This window comes from Aquimarina addita, assembly GCF_039539305.1.
GTDB lineage: Bacteria > Bacteroidota > Bacteroidia > Flavobacteriales > Flavobacteriaceae > Aquimarina > Aquimarina addita.
Genome location: NZ_BAABCW010000005.1, coordinates 201,954 through 223,228, shown reverse-complemented (window position 1 = coordinate 223,228; position 21,275 = coordinate 201,954). Strand labels below are relative to the sequence as shown.

Here is a 21,275-nt window from a genome sequence, read left to right as displayed (position 1 = left end):
GTTTTTTGATCCTTAGCGTGGCAGTAAAACCCATAAATTATTGTGATTTATGCAACAAGTGTTTATAGTTAAGGTTTCTAAAGTATAGAAATAACGATAAAATTAAGATTTAGTTTTATCGTATAGGTTTTTTAACGAACTTCTTATACATGTATTATTATCGGGCAATTTTTAAATTTTTCTTTGATGCGGTCGTTTTTAATATTGTATTCTGTCTTATTATGAGCTTATTGACAGGGTTTTTATGGAGTCTTTTGTTTTTTAATACAGTTGGTATTGGAGTAGGGTTGATAGGGTTTAGAGTTTTTAAAAATGATGAATATTACCTGTATGCTAATCTGGGTTTTACAAAAAAGAATTTAATATCAAAAATATTTTGTATCCACCTTATTCTGGCTATGAGTATACTTTTTGTTATGGCGCTGTTTAAAATCATCTTATGAGTACTCTTGTTATTAGTAACCTTACCAAATCTTTTCATAAAAAAATTATCTTAGAAGATGTAAGTGTACAATTTAGTACAGGAGATATTCTGGGTATTTTTGGTAGAAATGGTACTGGAAAATCTACATTGTTACAATGTATGTTTGGGATATTGGACTCGGATTCTATTGTTATCAGAATTAATAACAAAGAAATTAATCCAAAAGATGTAATTGCCAGCAAAAAAATAGGGTATTTACCTCAGGATTCTTTTTTACCAAAAGAAAAAAAGGTACGTGACATTATCCCTATAATTTTTCCTGATGGAGAGGATCAGGATAAGATTTTTTATACACAAGGGATTCATAAAATTGAAAATCAAAAAGCAGGAACACTTTCTTTGGGTGAATTACGATATTTAGAAGTAGTTCTTTTATGTCATCTAAAACACGATTTTTTATTAATGGATGAACCTTTTTCTATGATACAACCCTTGTATAAAGAATTGATAAAAGAACTATTATATACGGTAAAGAAGACCAAGGGGATTGCTATCACAGATCATTATTATCAAGATGTTCTAAGTATCACAGATACTAATGTTTTATTAAAAGATCGAGGTTTGATACCTGTGTTTGATAAAAAAGATTTAGTGCTTTATGAATATCTTACATCGTGATTTCTTTTTTCTGGTATGGTGATTAACTCTCTGGAATTTACTTGTTTTGTAATTTTAGAATATCTTAGTCATTCTTTTAAAAACCTACTAGATGAAATTAGTATTCATAGGATCATTTCTTTTTTGTATGATTACCCTTTCTGTATCTGCACAAAAATCTAATGATACTCTTGCAGCTTTTCAATATTTTCAAAAAGGTAATTCTTTGTTGTTAGATAATGAGATTGATAAATCCATCGTATGCTTTGAGAAAGCTTTGTCAATTTATAAAGATTTTAATGTTTGGGAACGAGTGGCTGAGTGTTACATCAAAATAGGAGAAAACCATAGACAAATATCAGCATATGATGAATCCAGATCTAATGCTCAAAAAGCGTTAGAAATTTGTAGACAAAATTGTTCAGAGACTACTATTCTGGAAGCCTTGGCATATGATCTTATAGGGAATTATTATTTAAAAAATAATGACTATAAAAAAGCCCTGGAAGTGTGCAGAAAAGGACTTCATATAAAGCTTACAATATTACCAAATAAACACTTATCACTTGGCAGAAGCTATGAATTAATGGCTTTGATATATGAGCAATATGAAGATTTTGATCAAGCACTAACATATTACGAGAAAAACTTAGAGATTACTAAAGAACTAAGAGGACTTATACATGAATATACTGCAAATGGATTTAATAATGTAGGAGCGATCCTTATGGAAAAAGGTGAGCTAGAAAAAGCATTGCAATACCTCGAGAAAGGCTTAAGTATTAAAAATGAATTATTCGGAAGTAGTCATTATCAAATTTCAACATCTTTTATCAATATAGGAATTGTTCATAAAAGAATGGGTTTTTTTGATAAAGCTCTGGAATATTACCAAAAAGCAATTGCAATAAGAACAAACTTGTATGATAAGAATCATAGAAGTCTGATAGGACCTTATCATAATGCTGGCCTGGTATATCATAATAAAAAAGAGTATGATACAGCCATATCATATTTTAATAAAGGGATATCGATAATTCTGGAATTAGTAGGTGATAGCCATAATTTTACCGCACATTCTTATTCTAATTTTGGCGATGTATATTTAGAAAAGGGAGATTATAAAAAGGCCTTAGATTACTTTATAAAATCACATACTATATTTAAAACTAACTTAGGAGAACATAATACGCGTCTTGCTATCGCGTATAATTTTACTTCATCAGCTTATTATAAAAACGAAGAATATCATAAGGCATTAGAATATTATAATAAAGCTATCAATGCAAATCAAAAACAAGATACAGTAAAAAGTCTGCAGCAAAATGTAGGTTTTAATGATTTCTTTGATTTAATGACTCTCTTAGAAAGTTTAGAAGGTAAAGCAAAAGTTCTAAAAGAGCAGTTTAAAGAAAAAGGAGATTCAAGAAAACTTGATTTTAGTATTTTGAATTATCAAAAAGCAGATTCAGTTATAAACGAGATACGTCAGAATTTACATAATTATACTGATAAAGTAGTATTTGCAAAAAGAACAAAGGATGTGTATAAAGGAGCAATTGAAGCTCACATGCTATATTATGATTTAAATAAAAATCGAAATTTTCTTATTTCTGCATTTCGCTATTTTGAAAAAAGTAAGGCAAATACAATGAAAGAGTTACTCTCAGAATCGAGTGCTATAAGTTTTGCGGGATTACCTAAAGAAACCTTACACTATGAAAAAGAACTAAAGAGAGATCGAGCGTTTTATAAATCAAAGTTAAATAAGGAATTCTCAAATAAAGAGAAGGATGTAAACACTACTTTGTATTATGAAAATGAACTATTTAATGTTTCTCGAAAACAGGATTCTTTAACTGAAATACTTGAAAATAAATTTCCAAAATATTATCAGTTAAAATATCAAAACACCTTGACTTCTGTAGAAAAAATCCAACAAAAACTTCAAAAAAATACCACTATGCTGGAGTTTTTTTCTACTGAGGATATTACTTACGTATGTACAATTTCAAAAAACAATATAACTGTAAAAGAATTGAGTACTCCTCAACTAGCACAAAAAATAGCTAGTTTTAGGAAAGCGATCATTGGTAAAAATACTACAGCTTATAAAACAACAGCATATCAATTATATAAAGAACTCATAGTTCCAGTTGAAGATCAATTGGTGGGTGATGAATTAATCATTGTTCCTGATGGTTCTTTATGGCATCTTAATTTTGAGTTGTTACTAAGCCAACTTGATACTTCAAACAATTTTAAGGAACAACCTTATTTTTTAAAAAAATATGCGATTGCCTACGCCAATTCGGCCACTTTGTTGTTTTCTGAGAACGATCATATAATAGATACCTCTATGAACAAAGAAGAGTGTTTAGCTTTTTCTTTTTCTGAGAACAATACTACCGCAACTGCAAAAAATATGAGCATGTCTGTTTTAAGAGCTACTGGTGATGACTTGCCAGGTACGCGTAAAGAGATTAAAGCAATTGCAGAGATTGTAGATGGCAGCTACTATTATGGAGCAGAAGCTATAGAAGCTAATTTTAAGAACAATGTAAATAAATATAAAATTTTACACCTTGCCTTACATGGAGTAGTTGACAATGCACATCCGGAGAATTCTAAACTTTTCTTTACCAAAGGTAAAGATACACTAGAGGATAATCTATTGTATAGCCATGAGTTATTTACTTTAGATATTCCTGCAGAACTTACCGTACTAAGTGCTTGTAACACAGGAGTGGGAAAAATCGCAAAAGGAGAGGGAATTATGAGTTTGGGTACTGCATTTCAATACGCTGGAACTAAAAGTTTGTTATTAAGTAACTGGGAGGTTTCTGATCAAACAACACCAGAGTTGATGAAAAACTTTTACAAGAACATTAAAGCAGGAATGAGTAAATCAAAAGCCTTACAGCAGGCAAAATTGAAGTTTTTGGATAATGCCACCGTGTACAATGCGCAGCCTTTTTATTGGGGAGGTTTTTATATGATAGGAGATACCGCCCCCATTCATTTTAATTCTTATACATTCATATATTGGTATATTGGGCTTGGTATTATAGCAATTATCTTACTAAGTTTGCTATGGTATAGATTTAAAATAAATAAAACAGAAAATCAGTGAAAATAATATCATATAATGTAAACGGAATCAGAGCAGCTCTAAAAAAAGAATTTATATCCTGGCTAATTAAAGCGGATCCGGATGTCATTTGTTTGCAAGAGATCAAAGCTAATAAAGAGCAATTAGATGTAAATATTTTTGCAGAAGCTGGATACACCTATAATTACTGGTATAGCGCACAAAAAAAAGGATATAGCGGTGTTGCTATTTTATCTAAAACAGAACCCGATCATATAGAATATGGAACCGGAATTGAATACATGGATTTTGAAGGCAGAATGATAAGAGCTGATTTTAATGGTGTTTCTGTAATGAGTCTGTACTTACCCAGTGGAACTAATGTAGAGAGAATATCCCATAAACTTAAATTTATGGATGATTTTCAGGAATATATTAATGGGCTTAAAAAGGAATATCCTAATCTTGTTATTTTAGGAGATTATAATATTTGTCATAAAGCCATTGATATTCACGATCCGGTACGTAATAAAAAAGTGTCTGGGTTTTTACCAGAAGAGCGAGAATGGATAGGTAATTTTATAGATAGTGGGTTTATAGATTCTTTTAGACATTTTAATTCTGAACCAGATAATTATTCCTGGTGGAGTTATCGTGCTAATGCCAGAGCAAATAATAAAGGCTGGAGGTTAGATTATGGTATGGTGGCAAAACCATTAGAAGATAAATTAGTAAGAGCAGTTATTTTATCAGAGGCAAAACACAGCGATCATTGTCCGATTATGGTAGAGTTAGATGTATAAAAACTATTTTAATTTGTTGATTAAAGACAGGTATTAAAAATATGAAAATGATAAAGAAAACAATCCTAGTAATAATTATTGGAGTACTGGTTTCTTCTTGTGTTTCTTCTAAAGTTTACAACGAACTAGAAGGTAAATATGCTAGTTTAAAAAGAGAACATAGAACATTAGAAGATGATATTAATGATTTAAAGAAAGAAAGAGAAGCGGATCGTGTGGCGATGAAAGAGCTTCAAGAAAGCTATGATCAGACAAAAGCAGAGAGAGATGCATTACAGAATACTTATGATGCACTATCAGCCAATTATGAAAATCTAAAAGACTCCTATGACGCCTTAGGCAAAAACAGTTCTGCTGCAATTGCTGCAAATAGTAAAAAGAACAGAGAATTATTATCCCAACTTGAAGAAAAAGAAAGAATACTAGCTACAGAGCGAAGTAGACTCGATCAATTAGAAAAGGATTTGGCGATACGTTCTAAACGAGTGGATGAGTTAGAAAGTTTAATAGCTGCTAAGGATGCTAAAATGCAAGCACTAAAAACTGCAATTTCTAATGCGCTTCGTAATTTTGAAGGAAAAGGACTGACCGTAGAAGAGCGCGATGGTAAGGTGTATATTTCTATGGAAAATAAACTTTTATTTGATTCCGGTAGTTGGGCAATAGGAACTCAAGGAACACAAGCTGTAAAACAACTAGGGACTGTTCTGGCAGAAAACAATGATATAGCAATCTTAATAGAAGGGCATACGGATGATGTTCCGTTTACAGGTAATGCATCTTTAAAAGGAAATTGGGATCTTTCTACAAAACGAGCTACTGCTATTGTAAAACTATTAGTAGAAAATTCTGATATAGATGCTCAAAATCTTACTGCAGCAGGAAGAGGTGAATTTTCTCCAATTGCATCTAATGAAACTGTAGAAGGAAAAGCGAAAAATAGAAGGATAGAAGTTATTTTAACTCCTAAATTAGATGAGATTACTAAGTTGTTAAATGATATATGAAAACCAAGTAAGCTGGAATAAAAAAAGCTGTCCAATGGACAGCTTTTTTTATTCCAGCTTACTATAGATTAATCAAATAAATTGTTTAAAATATTTTCTACATCAGCATCTTGATTTACTCTAAGTTCTTCTTTTACCTTTAAAAGTTTTGATTGAAAAGTTTCGATAACTCGTTCCGCATTTAATTTTTGTAATTCAATTTCTTTACCGTTTGAAGCAAGAAGGAAAAATTGATAATGTTTTAGTTCTTTAGGTTTTGATTTGTCTATTCTTCGCTCTACTGAGACAGTTCCTTTGCCCGTAACGATAGAAATAATACTTGCTTGCGCACTTACCTTATCTGTTTGTTCATTAAGATCTGTAGCAAGACTATAAACCTGATCAAAAACATCTGTAAGTTTAGTCCAGTCTTCCTGAGCTTCAGCTGTCAATCCAGTGCCTACCATAAGTAAAAGTAGAAATAATTTTTTCATAATATTTGGGTGTTATAAATAATACATCAAAACTACGTATTTGATTTCACGTATTCCTAACGGAATAAAATTAAGTTTAGTATTAAAGTTATCTTAAAAACATTCCTTAAAATAACCAATTTAATTTGAAGATTCCAAAAAGTATGCCATGAATTTAGGAAACAAAAATAAAATCCTTAATTATGCATATAGCAAAAAGTATAAAACAAGGAGCGTAGATAACAAAAGGATAGTATCAAACGTTTATAATATCTAATTAATTTTAAACCATAAAGAAAATGAAAAGGTTATCCATTTTTGTAATATTACTATTATCAGTAATTAAAGGAGTGAGCCAGGAAAGTGAAGAAGGGTACCAGAATGAAGAAGAAATACAAAGTGAAGAAGAGGTACAGGAAGATGAGGGAGGTCAAAATAACTACTTCGATTTCTATAAATATTTTGAGTTTACCAATGACGAGTATTCTAATGTCCTGGATAAAGTAAGCGAGATGAATCCAGATGAGGAAAACACACTATATAAATTTGTGGTAGAGGTTCAACAAGATCAAAGATTAAAAGGTCGTTTGTTCACGGAGTTGATCACAAAACCTAAAAAAAAGAGTCGTTATAAGGGTAAAGACAGTCCGGGTTTTAACTGTATTATACTTGGTCTTATGGAAAATAAAACAGTATATGATGCTATAATTAAAGACGGCAGCTCTGAGGAACAAGCTAGAAATGTTGCAGCTCTTTCAGAAAGATCTGTTCGCAGAAAATGCGGTATCACTAAAAAAGTGAATAAAGTAAATGAGGAATAGTATGCCTATTAACCATATTCCGGGTAAAAATACCTGTCAGAAACCAGAGAAAAGAGGCTAGTGATGATCGCTTAATGTAATTTAGATGCTAAATAACAAAGAGCACTATAAACAATAAGTGCAAATGAATAACAAATACTGCTACGCATAGAAAGGAGTATAAATCCTGATAATAAAGATAAAACTATTTCAATAGATAGGTGTAATCTACTCATTATGATAGAAATTACCCTGTCTGGAGCATTGGTTTCTAAGGGAAAAGCAGGCTTTAGAAATACACATGCTTTTCTCTAATTCCTATTTAACGTATGATTGTTTAAAAAAACAGCTATCTTTACAACGTACTCACTTACAAGTTCTTTGTAAAACCATACTCCATAGTTTTTGAATTAATTTTAAAACTATGAATATGAATTGGAAAATTCAAAAACTATTGAATGGAGAGACAATAGTCTCCAAAGAACCAGGTAATTCTATGTTGCCCATTCTGAAATCTAAGCAAGCTGTATTATTAGAACCTGTTAATTGGGAAGACTGTAGTGCAGGAGATATTGTTTTTTGTAAAGTAAGAGGGAAATGTTTTACGCATTTAGTCAAAAGCAAAGATGTGAAAAGAGGATTGCTGATAAGTAATAACCGGGGACGCCTTAACGGGTGGACTAAAAATGTATTTGGCAAAGTAATAGAAATATTTCCTATGTCATAAGAGTAGCGCGGTATGCGCTTTTTTTGTTTGTACTCTTTTATACACCACCATTTTAAAATTTTTGAATGATATATAAGGTGTGTTAGAAACACTTATTTTATAAAAAAGTCATGTGCATAGTTATTAAATAACAAAAAGTACTATTTCCCTCAATAAAAACACACTTTCCCTAATTCTTGGTTTTGTAATACATACAACCGCTATACCTTTATATCAATCTTAAAAAACAAAGTGTTGGGGAACACTTAAAATAGGTTTTTAAGTTGGTTAGTTGTGCAGCGGATGTAGTACTGGGGTAACTGCATCCGTTTTTTATATTTATTTATAATACTAAAACGGGGAATCATAAGCCAATTGATATACTGACAAACTATCTATTTTAAATAGCAGTGAATTCCTTATGTATTTCTTTAAGTAATTTATTGTATGAGTTACGATTGACAACAACACGATTGTCTCGTATATCCATTAATGGATTTCTATTCTCTAAAACTTTTTTAACAATATGTTCTGGAGTGTCAATTCTTGTAGCAATTCTATGGATTGCGAATTTTTTGCTTTCTGGCTTTAAGCTTTTGTAATGAGTAGTTAGCATAAGGTCGATTTATTTTAATGGTTAATAAATCTAAATATACAAAATAATATACACTATATAATTTTATATATAATAGTTGATATAAAAAGAGCCTTTTACAAAAAGGCTCTTTTTCTTGGTTGGTTCAATTAGATATAAATATGATTATTATGGATTAAACCATTCACCTGTAGAATTAATGTAAACGATTTTAGAATTTCTATCTACCACAATAATAAGTTTATAATTACCGGTTTTATCAATAAAAGCCTCTGCGATACCTGCTCCTGGATATGTTTCTTCGACTACGTGCACTACAGTCTTAGAAATTTCATCTGTTTCAATTTGTCTATAATCATCTTGATCTGTCATTATATACATACAAGTGCTGATAACTGGTTGCTTTGCATATATTACAGTAGTAATCTGTCCGATAAAAATAAAAATCAGTACCAATAGTACTACAAAAAACCTCTTCATATCTGATCTTTTATGATGATATACTTGCGTATTAGTGATGTAAGTACAGAAATAACCGTTCCAAAAAGCAACATAAACCATAACAATTTGATTTATAGATATTTAATTTAATTTCAGTTGATTTTAGAATAAATTAACTGTAGATTTTTATATTAAAAATGTAGATATTTTCCACACATTACTGTTGTTCCTGTTAGTGCGTTTCTTAAAATTTTAGTAAGATTAACAGGAATTTAGTGTTTATATTTTCAAAAAACAGAAAGAAGAGTTCTACATTTGAGGAGTACTAAAAAGATAGAACCAGTTAGTTGTTGAGCTGTATGATCTAATTAGAAATATTAAAGAATATCGAATAAATGAAATACACAACATTACCTACTACAGAGATTAAAGTCAGTAAGATTTGTCTGGGTTCGATGACTTGGGGACAACAAAATACAGAAATAGAAGGTCATCAACAGATAGACTATGCAATTGAACAGGGTGTGAATTTTATAGATACCGCAGAGCTTTATTCTGTGCCCTCTAAGAAAGAGACTCAGGGAGATACAGAAAGAATTATAGGCTCTTGGTTAAAGAAAACCAATAAAAGAAATGATGTAGTGATTGCTTCTAAGATCGTAGGTCCTGCTGCTTTTACAGAACACATTAGAAAAGGAGAGTTTACTAAGCATGAAATAGCAGATGCTATCCACAATAGTTTGCAACGACTACAGACGGATTATATAGATCTATATCAATTACACTGGCCAGAAAGACAAACTAATTTTTTTGGAAAACTAGGATATACTCACGATGAAAATGAAAAATGGGAGGATAATTTTCACTCCGTTTTGCATTATCTGGATGGTTTTATAAAAGATGGTAAAATAAAGCATGTGGGCGTATCAAATGAAACACCTTATGGTATGATGCGTTATGTAGAGGAAGCAAGAAAAGGAATGCCAAAAATGATCACGGTTCAAAACCCTTATAGTTTGCTCAATAGAAAAGATGAAATAGGGTTAACTGAAATTTTGCATAGAGAAACAATAGGACTTTTACCCTATTCCCCTCTTGGATTTGGCATGCTTACCGGTAAATACTTAGAAGAAATTCCTAAAAATTCCAGAGTTGATCTATTTCCTAACTATAACAGATATATGAATGAAAACTGTTTTAAAGCCACACGGTTATATAATAAAATTGCTAAAAAATATGGGATGAGTTTAACCCAGATGTCTTTGGCATTTGTTAATCAACAGCCTTTTGTAACGAGTACAATTGTAGGTGCAACCTCCATAGCACAACTTAAAGAAAATATAGGTAGTATTGATCTTGTATTGTCTGATGAGGTGATGCAAGAGATCAATGAGGTACACGCTCAGATCCCTAATCCGGCACCTTAAATTGATGGTTATTAGTTATAAAACAAACAACCCCTAGCTCTATTAAAGCCAAGGGTTGTTCTAAAAATGAGTACGTTTACTTATAGATTATAGAGTTAAAACTATCAACTAAAGCATTTTTTATAATACAATTCATAAAAATAACAGTACACAGGTAACTGTAATACATAGAGAATTTAATTAACAATTTGGCAAAGTATATCCCCATTGTTCCCAGGTAAATGCTGGTTCAGTTTTTTGTCTCCATCCGGTCCATTTATTGCCATTACCAGTAAACTTTAATGTAACATTGACCTGAACCTGACCTCTTATTTGTTTATGGGATGTCGCTCTGAATTTAATATTACCAAGAACATACCCTTTGCACCACTTTTTATATGTAGATATACCGCCTTTTGCATATCGTTTCCTCATAGAAATAGAAGAAGTATTCATTGTACCACTGGTTGTAGAACCACCAAAAGAGTAACTACCACCAAATGTGAAAGTTTTACCTACATTAACACTTGCAGTAAAGGATGTAGACCAGGATTTAGAATAACTCATAGATTGACCGTAACTAGCCGTTTGCTGACCACTACATTTACCTAAGGCGTCATGTTTATTCCCGGTTTTTAGATATTCTTTTTGAGAATTACTTTGAAATACTAAAGTGGAATTCAAATGTTTTGTATAATTAGAAAATCCAGAAAAAGAACTGTTATTTCCTGCCCTTGCATTTGCAAGAGCTTTAGCCTTTGCCTCTGCCTTTGATTGCGAAATGTTCGTATATGTTACTGAAACGTATGTAACATACCCCTTTGTAAGTTCTTCTGTAATAACAGGATTATCATTATCATAAAACTCTGCAACAGCAGGCTCACGATCCAGAATAGTTGGAAATTTGCTTTCGTACAATTCTTCAAAAAGTACATGTACGGTATCGTCTGCATTGATACCATTCTCACTATTGACAACAGTAAAGGTAGACTTGTATTCTGTAGCAGACTGCTCCACAATTAATCCCTCTACAATATAGTCGAGATCAGCACCACCTACCGTAGTTGTATAAAATTCATGCGTATTAAGGTGATTAGATGTTGCGGATTCAAAAATAAGACCTATTTTAGAATTAGTAGACCATACTAAAAGATCATCATAACTGTATGGCTGAGTGGCTAGTTGATCTGTGTCAATATATAAAAATCTGGCTTTTGTGAATGCAGCTTCATCCAGATTCTCTAATAGCTTGTATTTTCCATCAACACGATTAAAAGATTCGCCAATGTTCCCAGTTATCGGCGTAAATGTCACTAAATCAGGTGTAATGGTTTCTTCTAGTGCGTTTTCAACTGGTTGATCAAATGTTTCATTTTCACAAGATATAAAGCAAATGGTCATTGCTAAAAGCAAAACACTTTTTGTTAAATTTTTCATAATTTTAAATAGAAGTTTAATTTAGTTAGATCTTCTGAAGATTATTAAATGATTTTTTTTGCGCAAAAATATAGAAGCAAATATAGAATATTATTTATCATAAAAAACTAGTAATCAAATTTTTACAATAAAAATTTAATTATTAAAAAAGCGTATATATCAGGGTGATTTCCCGTATTAATAACAAAGGTTTTACTGTACCGTAAAAATCAAATTATATGAGAATCTTACTTTATGCTATAAGTAACACCGATTAAAATGTTAAATATGATGTATGATACTGCTTATTTTTAAGAATCAACAAAAGCAATAAATTTAGGCTCATTTTTACTTGTCATTAAAATTGCTTTTTGAAGTCATTATTTTTTGAATTTACTATAAAGAAATTCAAAGATTTTTTGTGTTTCGGAAGAAAAAAAATCTGTAAAACATCATTTCTAATTAATTCTTAACTTGAATCATTGCTAAAAAAGATTCGTTTTGAACTAGTTTAATTTTACATCAAAAACACAATTAATTTTTAATGTAGTTGGGCTTGTACTTAACAGAAGTGCACTTAATATACATACAGGCGAGGTTTTACTATTAATTTTTGTTCGTTATATATCATCCAAATAAATACTCTACCACGTCCTCAATTTTAGCAACTAACTGAATATTGATCCCTGTACTTTTAAGAGCAAGCTTATTATATTTAGATACAAAAATAGTAGAGAAACCTAGTTTCTCTGCCTCCTGTATCCGTTGCTCTATTTTGTTAACGGGTCTTATTTCTCCAGCCAGTCCCACTTCTGCCGCAAAGCAGTAATCTTTTTGGATTGCAATATCTTCGCTGGATGATAAGATAGCTGCGACTACGCCAAGATCTATAGCAGGATCATCTACAGAAATCCCTCCGGTAATGTTAAGAAACACGTCTTTTGCACCTAGCCTGAAACCAGCACGCTTTTCTAATACAGCAAGAATCATGTTCAATCGTTTTAGATTATATCCAGTAGCACTACGTTGTGGTGTTCCATACACTGCAGTGCTTACTAGTGCCTGTACCTCTATCATTAGAGGTCTCATACCTTCTACGGTAGCGGCAATAGAAGTTCCGCTGAGCTCCTCTTCTTTTTTAGAAATAAGAATCTCACTGGGGTTGCTTACTTCTCTCAATCCACTGCCTAGCATTTCATAAATACCCAGTTCTGAAGTAGATCCAAAACGATTTTTTAATGCACGTAATATTCGATATACATGATTACGATCTCCTTCAAACTGGAGTACAGTATCCACCATATGTTCCAGAATTTTAGGCCCTGCAATCGTTCCGTCTTTGGTAATATGACCAATCAATATTACAGGAGTAGCCGTTTCTTTGGCAAACTTAATAAGCTCTGTAGTACATTCACGAATTTGTGAAATAGTACCAGCACTACTTTCTATATAGTCACTGTGCAACGTTTGGATAGAATCAATGATCACAATATCAGGTTCTATGGCTTCTATCTGTCTGAATATGTTTTGGGTTTTAGTTTCTGTAAGAATAAAGCAATTATCGGTTTTTGACTGAATGCGTTCTGCGCGCATCTTTATTTGTTTTTGGCTTTCTTCACCAGAAACATATAAAGTTTTATAAGGTAATATCAGGCTAATTTGTAGTAATAGGGTACTCTTTCCTATACCTGGTTCTCCTCCTAGCAATGTGAGGGATCCAGGTACCAATCCACCACCTAGTACTCTATTGAGTTCTCCGTCATCTGTGTTGTATCGAGCTTCTTGACTTGTGTCAATTTCTGAAATCTTAAGAGGCTTAGAGACTCTGTTTGTTTTTGATGCTGCTTCCGGAGTTTTCCAGTCATTTTTTACAGCTTTCTGTACAATTTCTTCTGCAATTGTATTCCATTCTTTGCAAGAGCTACATTGCCCTTGCCATTTAGCATATTGAGCTCCACAATTCTGGCAGAAAAATACAGTTTTGGTTTTAGCCATAAGTATTGTTAATAATAATGATTTCAAATTTTTTATACCAAAATAGGTAGATGAGCAAAGTTACCTGTTAAGATTTAAAACTTCTATACTTAACAAATTTAAATGTAAAATTAAAGCAAGTATGTGTCATTACTCTAGTTCAAATATCACTTTTCGTTTATTTGTCGTATGGTAAAAATCGGCTGATTTTAGCTGATTTTTACTAAACTTTAAAACCCTATTAAAATTGGACTCAAAATGATAATAACTATAAATGTCATAAGCGGTTATTGTTAGAGTCTCTAGTTTTTTTAGTTCTGACAGTTTAATAGTAACTAATTCACCTTGAATAAATGTCTCTACTACTGGGCTTTCATTTCCATTAAATTCATCTTTGGAAATTTTAATTATTCCTATATCAAAATCAGTATAAAAATATTTTTCATTGTATCTAATATGGCCTGATGGTGGGTTATTTTTGTCATCATAAAATCGTACTGTTAGCGTATCTGTTTTCTTTGATTGGTTATATATTTTGTCAATTCGATTATTTTTTTTGATGCCTTTTTCAGAATCATTAAAACTTAGGTGTATATTCTTTTTTTTGATTTTAAAGGTTCCTTTTCCATACCACAACTGTAAATCATCCGTCGAAAAGAAATGTTCAAATGTCTTTGATTTTGGATATAAGAGATATTTGTTACTAAACATCGAAGAATTCTTTTGAGAAAAAACTAAGGTGTCCTGAGCAGATAACGGTTTTTCTGCAAGAATTAGAAACGAAACTAGTAAAAGTCTTTTTATCATAAAGTCTACTTTTTATGCGGTGTTTAAGGGGCGAATAGAAGTTTTAAAATTAACCACCGTTACCTTTAAACAAATATTATATCCATTGTGTTAGTAACTATTTTCTCTTTCATATTTGCATCCACCAAGAGCTTTGAGAAAGTACGGATTTCCTTGTTCAGAATATAATACTGTTTCTGATTAATGCAAGTTTTTGCTTAAAATCAAACTCAAGCCCTATATTGATGAGCTCGGTTTCACCATTAATAATTTTACTTATTATTACATTTCTGATAATAGCTCCGTTTAGAGTACTATCAAATTCCTACTCCCATTCTTGTCAATATTAAGGTATATACGTCAGGGATTACTACTCTGGTTGTAAAGAATTTTCAGTGAAATATCATAAAACAAGAAAGACTCATACGTTAGTAGAGTCTTTCTTGTTTTATGATAAAAAATACAATTTTCTAATATCCAAAATCTTCTTTGATCTTATTCACTTTATCAAGCATATAATCCTTAGTAAGAAAAGCGACTTCTTTTAATAAAAATCCATTCTCATAAGATCTAAGAGCCTTTTTTGGCTCTCCTAATTGTTCATATCCCAATGCAAGGTAATAATGCCCTAACATAGTTTCTGGGTGTTCTTTAATTGCCAGTTTGCCAAGAGGTTCAAGATCTTCCCATCTTTTGTTTTTTTCAATTGCTGTAGAAATAGCAATAAAATCATTGATACGTATCTGGCGTTTAAAGCCATATAATTTTTCAGTAGTATCATATAAATCAATCAGATATTCATATGGAGATGTTTCTAATGGAAGAATAACTTCTTTATACGTTTTTTTACTTATGGGACGATACATTTCGAAGATCTTTTCTAACGCTTTAGGAATTCCTCTTCCTACAAGAGTATAGTGCGAGGATTCTTCAAAATTATCAAAATTATAATTGACATTAGGATTTTCTAAGACTGATAATTTCTCATCCAGAGCAACCAAATCTTTCTTTATATTTTCTGCATCATTTGTTGCAGTAGCTAGATAATACCAAAGATCAGATTGTGCTCCTGTCAGTACATTAGTAATTCTCTCTCCCATAGGGGGTGCTAATTCTGGACTTAAATTAATATACCCTTGAAATATAGGGTTGTCTTTAAATAAAAAATAATTGATAAAATTAGCTGTATAATCGTGACCTACAATTATTTTTAGTTGCGCTGTTCTGTAAGTTTCGTTAATATAAGGTAGCAATTCTTGACCAATAAATTCAAAAAACTCTGATCCTTTACCTTCTGGCACATATTCTGCAAGATCATACCTGCAGTCTTCTTCTCTAGTCTTTCTTTGAACAATACCAACCACGATAGATTCTGGCATATCTTCCCAATAAGAAAAATAATCAACGTTACCCGCAACAGGTTCAAAAAGATGATCTCCATCCAAAACAATAATTACAGGATAGGTTTTATCTTCGTTTTTAGTATAATTACGAGGTAATTGGATTTTTAAATCTCGGCTCTGATCTAATTTAATAGATCTGAAAGTCTCATATTTTACCTGTGCATAAGAAACTGCACTAAAGATACATACAAGAATTAAAAACATACTTTTTTTCATAAGTAAAAAAATTTGGGTTAAGCAAGGGACAATATATAAATTATTTCACACCTTTAAAATTTTAAAACGATAACACTGATATTCTTAAATTTATAAAAACACGATTAGTTGCATATAAAATAGAGTGAAAAGCAATATAGCCCACGTTTTTCACTTTCGATTTCTATTTAAAATAGGAAGGAATAAAAAAGACAATGCTCCTACAATAATATTTACAGCAGTCTGAGAGCCCCATAGTATCCAGCCAAAAGCCTCACCATCACTTTTCTCAAAATTAAAAAACACAAAGACTGCTCCAACTACGATGGGAAATGGTAAAATACCAATACCACCGTTTGTGGTGGACATAGAAAAAGAGCCTACAATAAAAGCAACCAGAATTATACCGATAGATGCCGTGCTTAAGCTAGGAACTGCAAATTTCATAACATAAAACATCAATACATATAAAGTCCATATGAGTATGGTATGAAAAAGAAAAGCCCACTTTCTTTCCATAGCAAGAATACTTTTCATCCCATCTAACAACCCTATTCCAAAATTTCGGATTTTAATCACCCAGCGGTTATTAGATATCCTTAAGATTCTTAACCCTAAGAGTCCAATGAAAATTAATAGGAAAAGGATTCCTAATGTTGCTAATGGATTGATGTCTTTTTCTTGCAGAAAATTGAGTATGTATTCGGTTTGCAAAAAACCACTAATAGAAGTAATAATGATCAGCATGATCAAATCGATGATTCGCTCAGACACAATGGTACCAAAAGCTTTTTCGAAAGGTACTTTCTCATAAGTTGTTAAAGTAATACCTCGAAGCACTTCTCCAGATCTGGGAATCCCAAGATTAGCGAGGTACCCCACCATGACAGCCATAAAATTATTATAAATCTTTGGAGTGTATCCTAAAGGTTTTAATAAAAATCCCCATCTATATGCTCTGGAAGCATGAGAGATAATTCCTAAAATCACTGATAAAATCACCCAGAAAGGGTGAGCATTAGTAATATTATGGAGTAATTCTTCTCTGTATTGCGGTGTCGCAGAACTAAGGAAATACCAAATCAAAAAGACTCCTAATAAGATAGGGAGTACGATTTTAGCAAACTTGATCAGTTTAGGATTCACGCTATTACTTTAGCAAGTTATTTTCCTCATTAGGAAAAAGTAGTGCAGGTTTAAAGTTTTTTGCTTTTTCGATATCCATCATAGCGTAAGTGATGAGGATCAATATATCTCCTTTTGCTACTTTTCTTGCTGCAGCACCATTTAATGTAATTTCCCCACTATTCCTTGGGCCAGGAATAGCATATGTCTCCAGACGTTCTCCGTTATTATTGTTGACGATTTGAACTTTTTCTCCTTCAATGATATTAGCAGCATCCATTAGATCTTCATCAATGGTAATACTTCCGATATAATTGAGATCAGCACCGGTTACTTTAACGCGATGAATTTTTGATTTTACAACGTGTACAAACATGTTACAAAGTTACTTATTTTTAATTTAGGGCAATATTATCTATTAATCTAACTTCTCCTGCAAAAACGGCAATAAAAGCTCGATAATTGGTGTTCTTTTGTTTTCTTTTTATAGATTTTAAATCAGAAACTTTAGCAATCTCAAAATATTCTAATGTCAATAACGCTTCTTTTTGAAATTGTTGGGACACCCAGTCACTTATTGTAGTAACACTTTTTGTGCCAAAATCATTTTTTACCTGAGTTAGTATTTTGTAGATTAAAGGTGCAGCTTTAAGCTGTTCAGGAAGCAAGCGTTTGTTCCTGGAACTTAAGGCCAGCCCACTCTCTTCTCTATAGATTGGACAACCGACAATAGTTACTGACATATTTTCAATCGCTACTAGTTTCTTTACAATTTGTAATTGTTGAAAATCTTTTTCTCCAAAATAAGCCTTGGTTGGTGAAGTAATTGTAAATAAATGTTTTAAAACAGTCCCGACTCCGTCAAAATGACCTGAACGAAATTTACCTTCCATTTCATGTTCTAATCCTTCAAAGTCGTAAGAAGTGGCAACAGTTTCAGTACCATATATTTCTTCTGGAGAAGGAGCAAAAACCATTATTTCTGAAGAAAAATTAGATAGAATTGTAAGATCCTGGTCTAAATTTCTAGGATATTTACTTAAATCTTCAGAATTATTAAATTGTGTAGGATTTACAAAAATGCTTACAATAACGACATCATTTTCTGCCATTGCTTTTTTTACTAAAGCGAGGTGACCATCGTGTAATGCCCCCATGGTGGGAACAAAGCCAATTGTTTTATTTTGTTTTTGTAAGACTGCAACATCGTTTTCTATGTCCAGTCTTTTTTTAAATACCCGCATTTATTGAAAGTTAAGGCGTGCAAAAATAAGATATTACTGGCAGACTACATAAATTTTCGTAATTTTGCAAAAATTTATTCCGAAGAAGACGATTAAAGTATCGATTATATGAAAGATAAGAGGATATTGTATGTATCATCAGAAGTAATACCCTATTTACCAGAGACAGAGATTTCGTCAATGTCTTTTGAAGCACCCAGAATGGTAAACAGTAAAGGAGGGCAAATTAGAATTTTTATGCCTAGATATGGAAATATCAATGAGCGGAGACATCAACTTCATGAGGTGATTCGATTATCTGGTATGAATTTAGTAATTAATGATTTAGATATGCCTTTGATCATTAAGGTAGCGTCAATTCCAAAAGAAAGGATGCAGGTCTATTTTATTGATAACGAAGATTATTTTAAACGAAAAGCGACACTCACAGATGAAGAAGGAAATTTATTTCCTGATAATGATGAAAGAGCGATTTTCTTTGCTAAAGGAGTTATTGAAACCGTAAAGAAATTAAATTGGTCTCCGGATGTGATTCATGTGCATGGATGGTTAGCATCTCTTTTGCCTTTGTATCTAAGGAATTATTACGCTAATGAGCCGCTTTTCAGTCAAAGTAAGATAGTGACCTCTGTGTATAATCATGGATTTGAAGGGACACTAGATAAAAACATGTTGGCAAAAGTTAAATTTGATGGTATTGACGAAGAAAAAATCAGTGCTTTAACGAATCCTACATATGATAATGTAATGAAGGTTGCAATTAATAATTCTGATGCTGTTATTGTGGGTTCACAAGAGCTCCCAGAAGAGCTTTCCAGTCATCTGAAAACGATTAGTCAACCTGTATTAGAATATAAAGAACCTGATGAATTTGCAGATGCCTATCAAGATTTCTATCAAACAGAAGTATTGGTGTAAGCAAAAAGAATTATTATGAAATTGAAAAATATTTTGATCAATATAATAACTATAGTAGTTGTTATATGGACACTTATATCCTGTGATGACGACCTCAATTCTGTAGGAAGTGAAGTTATAGGAGATGTTAATTTTGAGACTAATCAATATGTAACTGAACCAATAAGTTACAGTGCGGTGTTAGAAAAAGTACGTACCAATGGATTACCTGGTAATCTGCTAGGAGTGTATAATGATCCTGTATATGGTTTTTCTACTTATAGTGTGCTTTCTCAGATTGCACCGTCCAGTGGTATTTATAACCCTACATTTGGTCGTGAGCCCGTTTTAGATAGTGTAGTTTTTTCACTTCCTTATTTTAGTACTATTGAGTCTACAGTAACTGATGCTGAAACTGGTGAAATAGCAACTACATATGAGTTAGATAGTATATACAATGGATCTAATGAGGCTATTACGTTATCTTTATACAGATCAGATTATTTTTTAAGAGATTTAGACCCTGATTTAGCAGATCCGGATGATCCGGATTCAGCTTTTGAAGATACTCAGCTCTATTATTCTGATGATATAACTAATTTTGGATTATCCGATCTGACAGAGAGTAATGAGAATTTTATTTTTAGTGTAGATTCATTTATCCCTTCTAACGAGGAGTTGATATTAGTAGCTCCTGATAGTGAAGATGATGATGACGAGGATGAAGAAATCACCAAGGTGTCTCCCAGATTGCGTGTTGCATTGATTTCAGATCTCGCTGCGGATACATTCAATGAAACAAGGGGCGAAAAAGAAGAAAGATTTGGAAATCAAGAGGTCATTGATCAATTCACAGAATGGTTTATTGAAAAAGAAGGAAGTTCAGAACTGAGTAATGCCAATAATTTTAGAAATTATTTTAGAGGTATTTATATAAAAGCAGAGACTACTTTTCAAGGGATCGAAAATCTTATGTACATTAATCTTGGGAGTGCTAATATCACACTGCATTATACATTTCAGGCAGAAGATACGGAGAACGAAAATGATGTTCCTATAGAATACATTGATGATACAGGAGAACTGGCTTTCAGCTTTTCAAACAATATTGTCAATGGTATTGAGAATGTTTTTGAAACAAGTATCTTAGATCAATTGAATAAAGAGCAAGATACAATTAATGGAGAAGATAAATTATATCTTAAAGGTGGAGAGGGGTCTTATGCAATCATAGACTTATTCAACAGATCTGTAGAAACTGATGCAGACGGTGATTATATTCTGGATGAAAGTGGAAACCCTGTTTTTAAGGATGTTTCAGAAGAAGGTGACAAAACTGAATTGGATTTTTTGAGAGATCAGGAATGGTTGATCAATGATGCGTTTATTAAGTTTTATATAGATAGGAGTCAAGTAGCTTCTGGAGATGCAGAACCAGAAAGAATATATATATTTGATGCAGAAACAGGAAGTATTCTGATTGATTATTCTGATGATACACAAGACACGACAGATCCAACAAATTCGATTATTAATCATTTAGGAGGAATTTCTAGTGATGATAATGGTAGTTACTATCAGATTAGATTGACAAGACATATTATCAATGTCTTGAATCTTGAGGGAGATAATGTGAAATTAGGTGTAGCTGTTTCGCAAAATGTTAATACTACAGCAATAGCAAGTGGATTTACTGTTGATGATGATGAGGAAGATGTTATTGTACCCTCATCGTCAGTGATCTCTCATGAAGGTACCGTTCTTTATGGAAATGGAGTAAATGTACCTGAGAATGTGAAACTGGAATTACAGATATCATACACCAAATTAAAAAGTAACTAACCATCAAATAA

The 21,275-nt window shown here is 32.0% G+C and carries 20 protein-coding genes; 10 read left to right on the top strand and 10 right to left on the bottom strand.

Going from position 1 to position 21,275, the window contains the following annotated elements; translation table 11 throughout:
• Nucleotides 1-149 precede the first annotated feature (149 nt).
• The 5 genes from ABD816_RS08675 (at nucleotide 150) to ABD816_RS08655 (ending at nucleotide 5,982) form a co-directional block, all read left to right on the top strand.
• Entirely contained in the window at nucleotides 150-443 is a 294-nt protein-coding gene (locus ABD816_RS08675) for a hypothetical protein (RefSeq protein WP_344926489.1), read from the top strand.
• On the top strand, nucleotides 440-1,102 hold the full coding sequence (locus tag ABD816_RS08670; protein ID WP_344926487.1) for an ATP-binding cassette domain-containing protein: 663 nt from the start codon (nucleotides 440-442) through the stop codon (nucleotides 1,100-1,102). The genes ABD816_RS08675 and ABD816_RS08670 overlap by 4 nt, the downstream gene beginning before the upstream one ends.
• Before the next feature lie 91 nt (nucleotides 1,103-1,193).
• The gene (locus tag ABD816_RS08665) at nucleotides 1,194-4,214 is read left to right on the top strand and encodes a CHAT domain-containing protein (protein ID WP_344926485.1); all 3,021 of its coding nucleotides are present in this window, start codon (nucleotides 1,194-1,196) and stop codon (nucleotides 4,212-4,214) included.
• On the top strand, nucleotides 4,211-4,975 hold the full coding sequence (locus tag ABD816_RS08660; protein ID WP_344926483.1) for an exodeoxyribonuclease III: 765 nt from the start codon (nucleotides 4,211-4,213) through the stop codon (nucleotides 4,973-4,975). The genes ABD816_RS08665 and ABD816_RS08660 overlap by 4 nt, the downstream gene beginning before the upstream one ends.
• A gap of 47 nt (nucleotides 4,976-5,022) precedes the next feature.
• On the top strand, nucleotides 5,023-5,982 hold the full coding sequence (locus tag ABD816_RS08655; protein WP_344926481.1) for an OmpA family protein: 960 nt from the start codon (nucleotides 5,023-5,025) through the stop codon (nucleotides 5,980-5,982).
• A 68-nt stretch (nucleotides 5,983-6,050) separates the two neighbouring features.
• On the opposite strand, the gene ABD816_RS08650 is transcribed toward ABD816_RS08655, so the two are convergent.
• Nucleotides 6,051-6,455, bottom strand: a complete 405-nt coding sequence (locus tag ABD816_RS08650; RefSeq protein WP_344926480.1) for a hypothetical protein — start codon at nucleotides 6,453-6,455, stop codon at nucleotides 6,051-6,053.
• Between the two features lie 278 nt (nucleotides 6,456-6,733).
• On the opposite strand from ABD816_RS08650, the gene ABD816_RS08645 reads away from it, so the two are divergent.
• Together ABD816_RS08645 and ABD816_RS08640 are read left to right on the top strand one after the other, a co-directional pair.
• Entirely contained in the window at nucleotides 6,734-7,255 is a 522-nt protein-coding gene (locus tag ABD816_RS08645; protein ID WP_344926478.1) for a hypothetical protein, read from the top strand.
• Nucleotides 7,256-7,664: 409 nt separating this feature from the next.
• A complete protein-coding gene (locus tag ABD816_RS08640; RefSeq protein ID WP_344926476.1) occupies nucleotides 7,665-7,961 on the top strand; it encodes a hypothetical protein in 297 nt (98 codons plus the stop codon).
• 379 nt (nucleotides 7,962-8,340) lie between these two features.
• Here the strand turns inward: ABD816_RS08640 and ABD816_RS08635 are convergent, their stop codons facing one another.
• Both ABD816_RS08635 and ABD816_RS08630 read right to left on the bottom strand, forming a co-directional pair.
• Entirely contained in the window at nucleotides 8,341-8,556 is a 216-nt protein-coding gene (locus ABD816_RS08635; protein ID WP_344926474.1) for a hypothetical protein, read from the bottom strand.
• A 147-nt stretch (nucleotides 8,557-8,703) separates the two neighbouring features.
• Nucleotides 8,704-9,015, bottom strand: coding sequence for a hypothetical protein (locus ABD816_RS08630; protein WP_344926472.1), 312 nt, complete (start codon nucleotides 9,013-9,015; stop codon nucleotides 8,704-8,706).
• Nucleotides 9,016-9,371: 356 nt separating this feature from the next.
• Here ABD816_RS08630 and ABD816_RS08625 point away from each other — a divergent pair, with 356 nt between their 5' ends.
• Nucleotides 9,372-10,403 (top strand): aldo/keto reductase, encoded by a 1,032-nt coding sequence (locus ABD816_RS08625; protein WP_344926470.1) that lies wholly within the window; start codon nucleotides 9,372-9,374, stop codon nucleotides 10,401-10,403.
• Nucleotides 10,404-10,583: 180 nt separating this feature from the next.
• On the opposite strand, the gene ABD816_RS08620 is transcribed toward ABD816_RS08625, so the two are convergent.
• The 7 genes from ABD816_RS08620 to panC all read right to left on the bottom strand — a co-directional run bounded on the left by ABD816_RS08620 (nucleotide 10,584) and on the right by panC (nucleotide 18,525).
• Nucleotides 10,584-11,819, bottom strand: coding sequence for a hypothetical protein (locus tag ABD816_RS08620; RefSeq protein ID WP_344926469.1), 1,236 nt, complete (start codon nucleotides 11,817-11,819; stop codon nucleotides 10,584-10,586).
• A gap of 606 nt (nucleotides 11,820-12,425) precedes the next feature.
• Nucleotides 12,426-13,793 carry a DNA repair protein RadA gene (radA, locus tag ABD816_RS08615; protein ID WP_344926466.1) on the bottom strand — a complete coding sequence of 456 codons (1,368 nt, stop codon included), beginning with the start codon at nucleotides 13,791-13,793 and terminating at the stop codon, nucleotides 12,426-12,428.
• A gap of 129 nt (nucleotides 13,794-13,922) precedes the next feature.
• Nucleotides 13,923-14,579: a hypothetical protein gene (locus tag ABD816_RS08610; RefSeq protein WP_344926464.1), complete on the bottom strand. Its 657-nt coding sequence runs from the start codon at nucleotides 14,577-14,579 to the stop codon at nucleotides 13,923-13,925.
• A gap of 449 nt (nucleotides 14,580-15,028) precedes the next feature.
• Complete coding sequence (locus tag ABD816_RS08605) at nucleotides 15,029-16,177, bottom strand: alpha/beta hydrolase (protein WP_344926463.1); 1,149 nt, start codon at nucleotides 16,175-16,177, stop codon at nucleotides 15,029-15,031.
• Between the two features lie 150 nt (nucleotides 16,178-16,327).
• Entirely contained in the window at nucleotides 16,328-17,302 is a 975-nt protein-coding gene (locus ABD816_RS08600; RefSeq protein ID WP_344926461.1) for a lysylphosphatidylglycerol synthase transmembrane domain-containing protein, read from the bottom strand.
• Between the two features lie 4 nt (nucleotides 17,303-17,306).
• Nucleotides 17,307-17,657 (bottom strand): aspartate 1-decarboxylase, encoded by a 351-nt coding sequence (panD, locus tag ABD816_RS08595; protein ID WP_344926458.1) that lies wholly within the window; start codon nucleotides 17,655-17,657, stop codon nucleotides 17,307-17,309.
• A 19-nt stretch (nucleotides 17,658-17,676) separates the two neighbouring features.
• A complete protein-coding gene (gene panC / locus ABD816_RS08590; protein ID WP_344926456.1) occupies nucleotides 17,677-18,525 on the bottom strand; it encodes a pantoate--beta-alanine ligase in 849 nt (282 codons plus the stop codon).
• Between the two features lie 108 nt (nucleotides 18,526-18,633).
• Here panC and ABD816_RS08585 point away from each other — a divergent pair, with 108 nt between their 5' ends.
• Complete coding sequence (locus tag ABD816_RS08585) at nucleotides 18,634-19,443, top strand: glycogen/starch synthase (protein ID WP_344926454.1); 810 nt, start codon at nucleotides 18,634-18,636, stop codon at nucleotides 19,441-19,443.
• A gap of 15 nt (nucleotides 19,444-19,458) precedes the next feature.
• A complete protein-coding gene (bamH, locus tag ABD816_RS08580; protein ID WP_344926453.1) occupies nucleotides 19,459-21,264 on the top strand; it encodes a BamH family beta-barrel-assembly machinery protein in 1,806 nt (601 codons plus the stop codon).
• Nucleotides 21,265-21,275: the final 11 nt, after the last annotated feature.

What these genes read in the sequence shown, in the direction of transcription:
- ABD816_RS08625 (WP_344926470.1), top strand. Translation starts at nt 9,372, where the DNA reads ATGAAATACACAACATTACCTACTACAGAGATTAAAGTCAGTAAGATT.
- panC (WP_344926456.1), bottom strand. Translation starts at nt 18,525, where the DNA reads ATGCGGGTATTTAAAAAAAGACTGGACATAGAAAACGATGTTGCAGTC.
- ABD816_RS08645 (WP_344926478.1), top strand. Translation starts at nt 6,734, where the DNA reads ATGAAAAGGTTATCCATTTTTGTAATATTACTATTATCAGTAATTAAA.
- ABD816_RS08620 (WP_344926469.1), bottom strand. Translation starts at nt 11,819, where the DNA reads ATGAAAAATTTAACAAAAAGTGTTTTGCTTTTAGCAATGACCATTTGC.
- ABD816_RS08630 (WP_344926472.1), bottom strand. Translation starts at nt 9,015, where the DNA reads ATGAAGAGGTTTTTTGTAGTACTATTGGTACTGATTTTTATTTTTATC.
- ABD816_RS08585 (WP_344926454.1), top strand. Translation starts at nt 18,634, where the DNA reads ATGAAAGATAAGAGGATATTGTATGTATCATCAGAAGTAATACCCTAT.
- ABD816_RS08635 (WP_344926474.1), bottom strand. Translation starts at nt 8,556, where the DNA reads ATGCTAACTACTCATTACAAAAGCTTAAAGCCAGAAAGCAAAAAATTC.
- ABD816_RS08650 (WP_344926480.1), bottom strand. Translation starts at nt 6,455, where the DNA reads ATGAAAAAATTATTTCTACTTTTACTTATGGTAGGCACTGGATTGACA.
- ABD816_RS08675 (WP_344926489.1), top strand. Translation starts at nt 150, where the DNA reads ATGTATTATTATCGGGCAATTTTTAAATTTTTCTTTGATGCGGTCGTT.
- ABD816_RS08665 (WP_344926485.1), top strand. Translation starts at nt 1,194, where the DNA reads ATGAAATTAGTATTCATAGGATCATTTCTTTTTTGTATGATTACCCTT.
- panD (WP_344926458.1), bottom strand. Translation starts at nt 17,657, where the DNA reads ATGTTTGTACACGTTGTAAAATCAAAAATTCATCGCGTTAAAGTAACC.
- bamH (WP_344926453.1), top strand. Translation starts at nt 19,459, where the DNA reads ATGAAATTGAAAAATATTTTGATCAATATAATAACTATAGTAGTTGTT.
- ABD816_RS08655 (WP_344926481.1), top strand. Translation starts at nt 5,023, where the DNA reads ATGATAAAGAAAACAATCCTAGTAATAATTATTGGAGTACTGGTTTCT.
- ABD816_RS08605 (WP_344926463.1), bottom strand. Translation starts at nt 16,177, where the DNA reads ATGAAAAAAAGTATGTTTTTAATTCTTGTATGTATCTTTAGTGCAGTT.
- ABD816_RS08610 (WP_344926464.1), bottom strand. Translation starts at nt 14,579, where the DNA reads ATGATAAAAAGACTTTTACTAGTTTCGTTTCTAATTCTTGCAGAAAAA.
- ABD816_RS08670 (WP_344926487.1), top strand. Translation starts at nt 440, where the DNA reads ATGAGTACTCTTGTTATTAGTAACCTTACCAAATCTTTTCATAAAAAA.
- ABD816_RS08640 (WP_344926476.1), top strand. Translation starts at nt 7,665, where the DNA reads ATGAATTGGAAAATTCAAAAACTATTGAATGGAGAGACAATAGTCTCC.
- radA (WP_344926466.1), bottom strand. Translation starts at nt 13,793, where the DNA reads ATGGCTAAAACCAAAACTGTATTTTTCTGCCAGAATTGTGGAGCTCAA.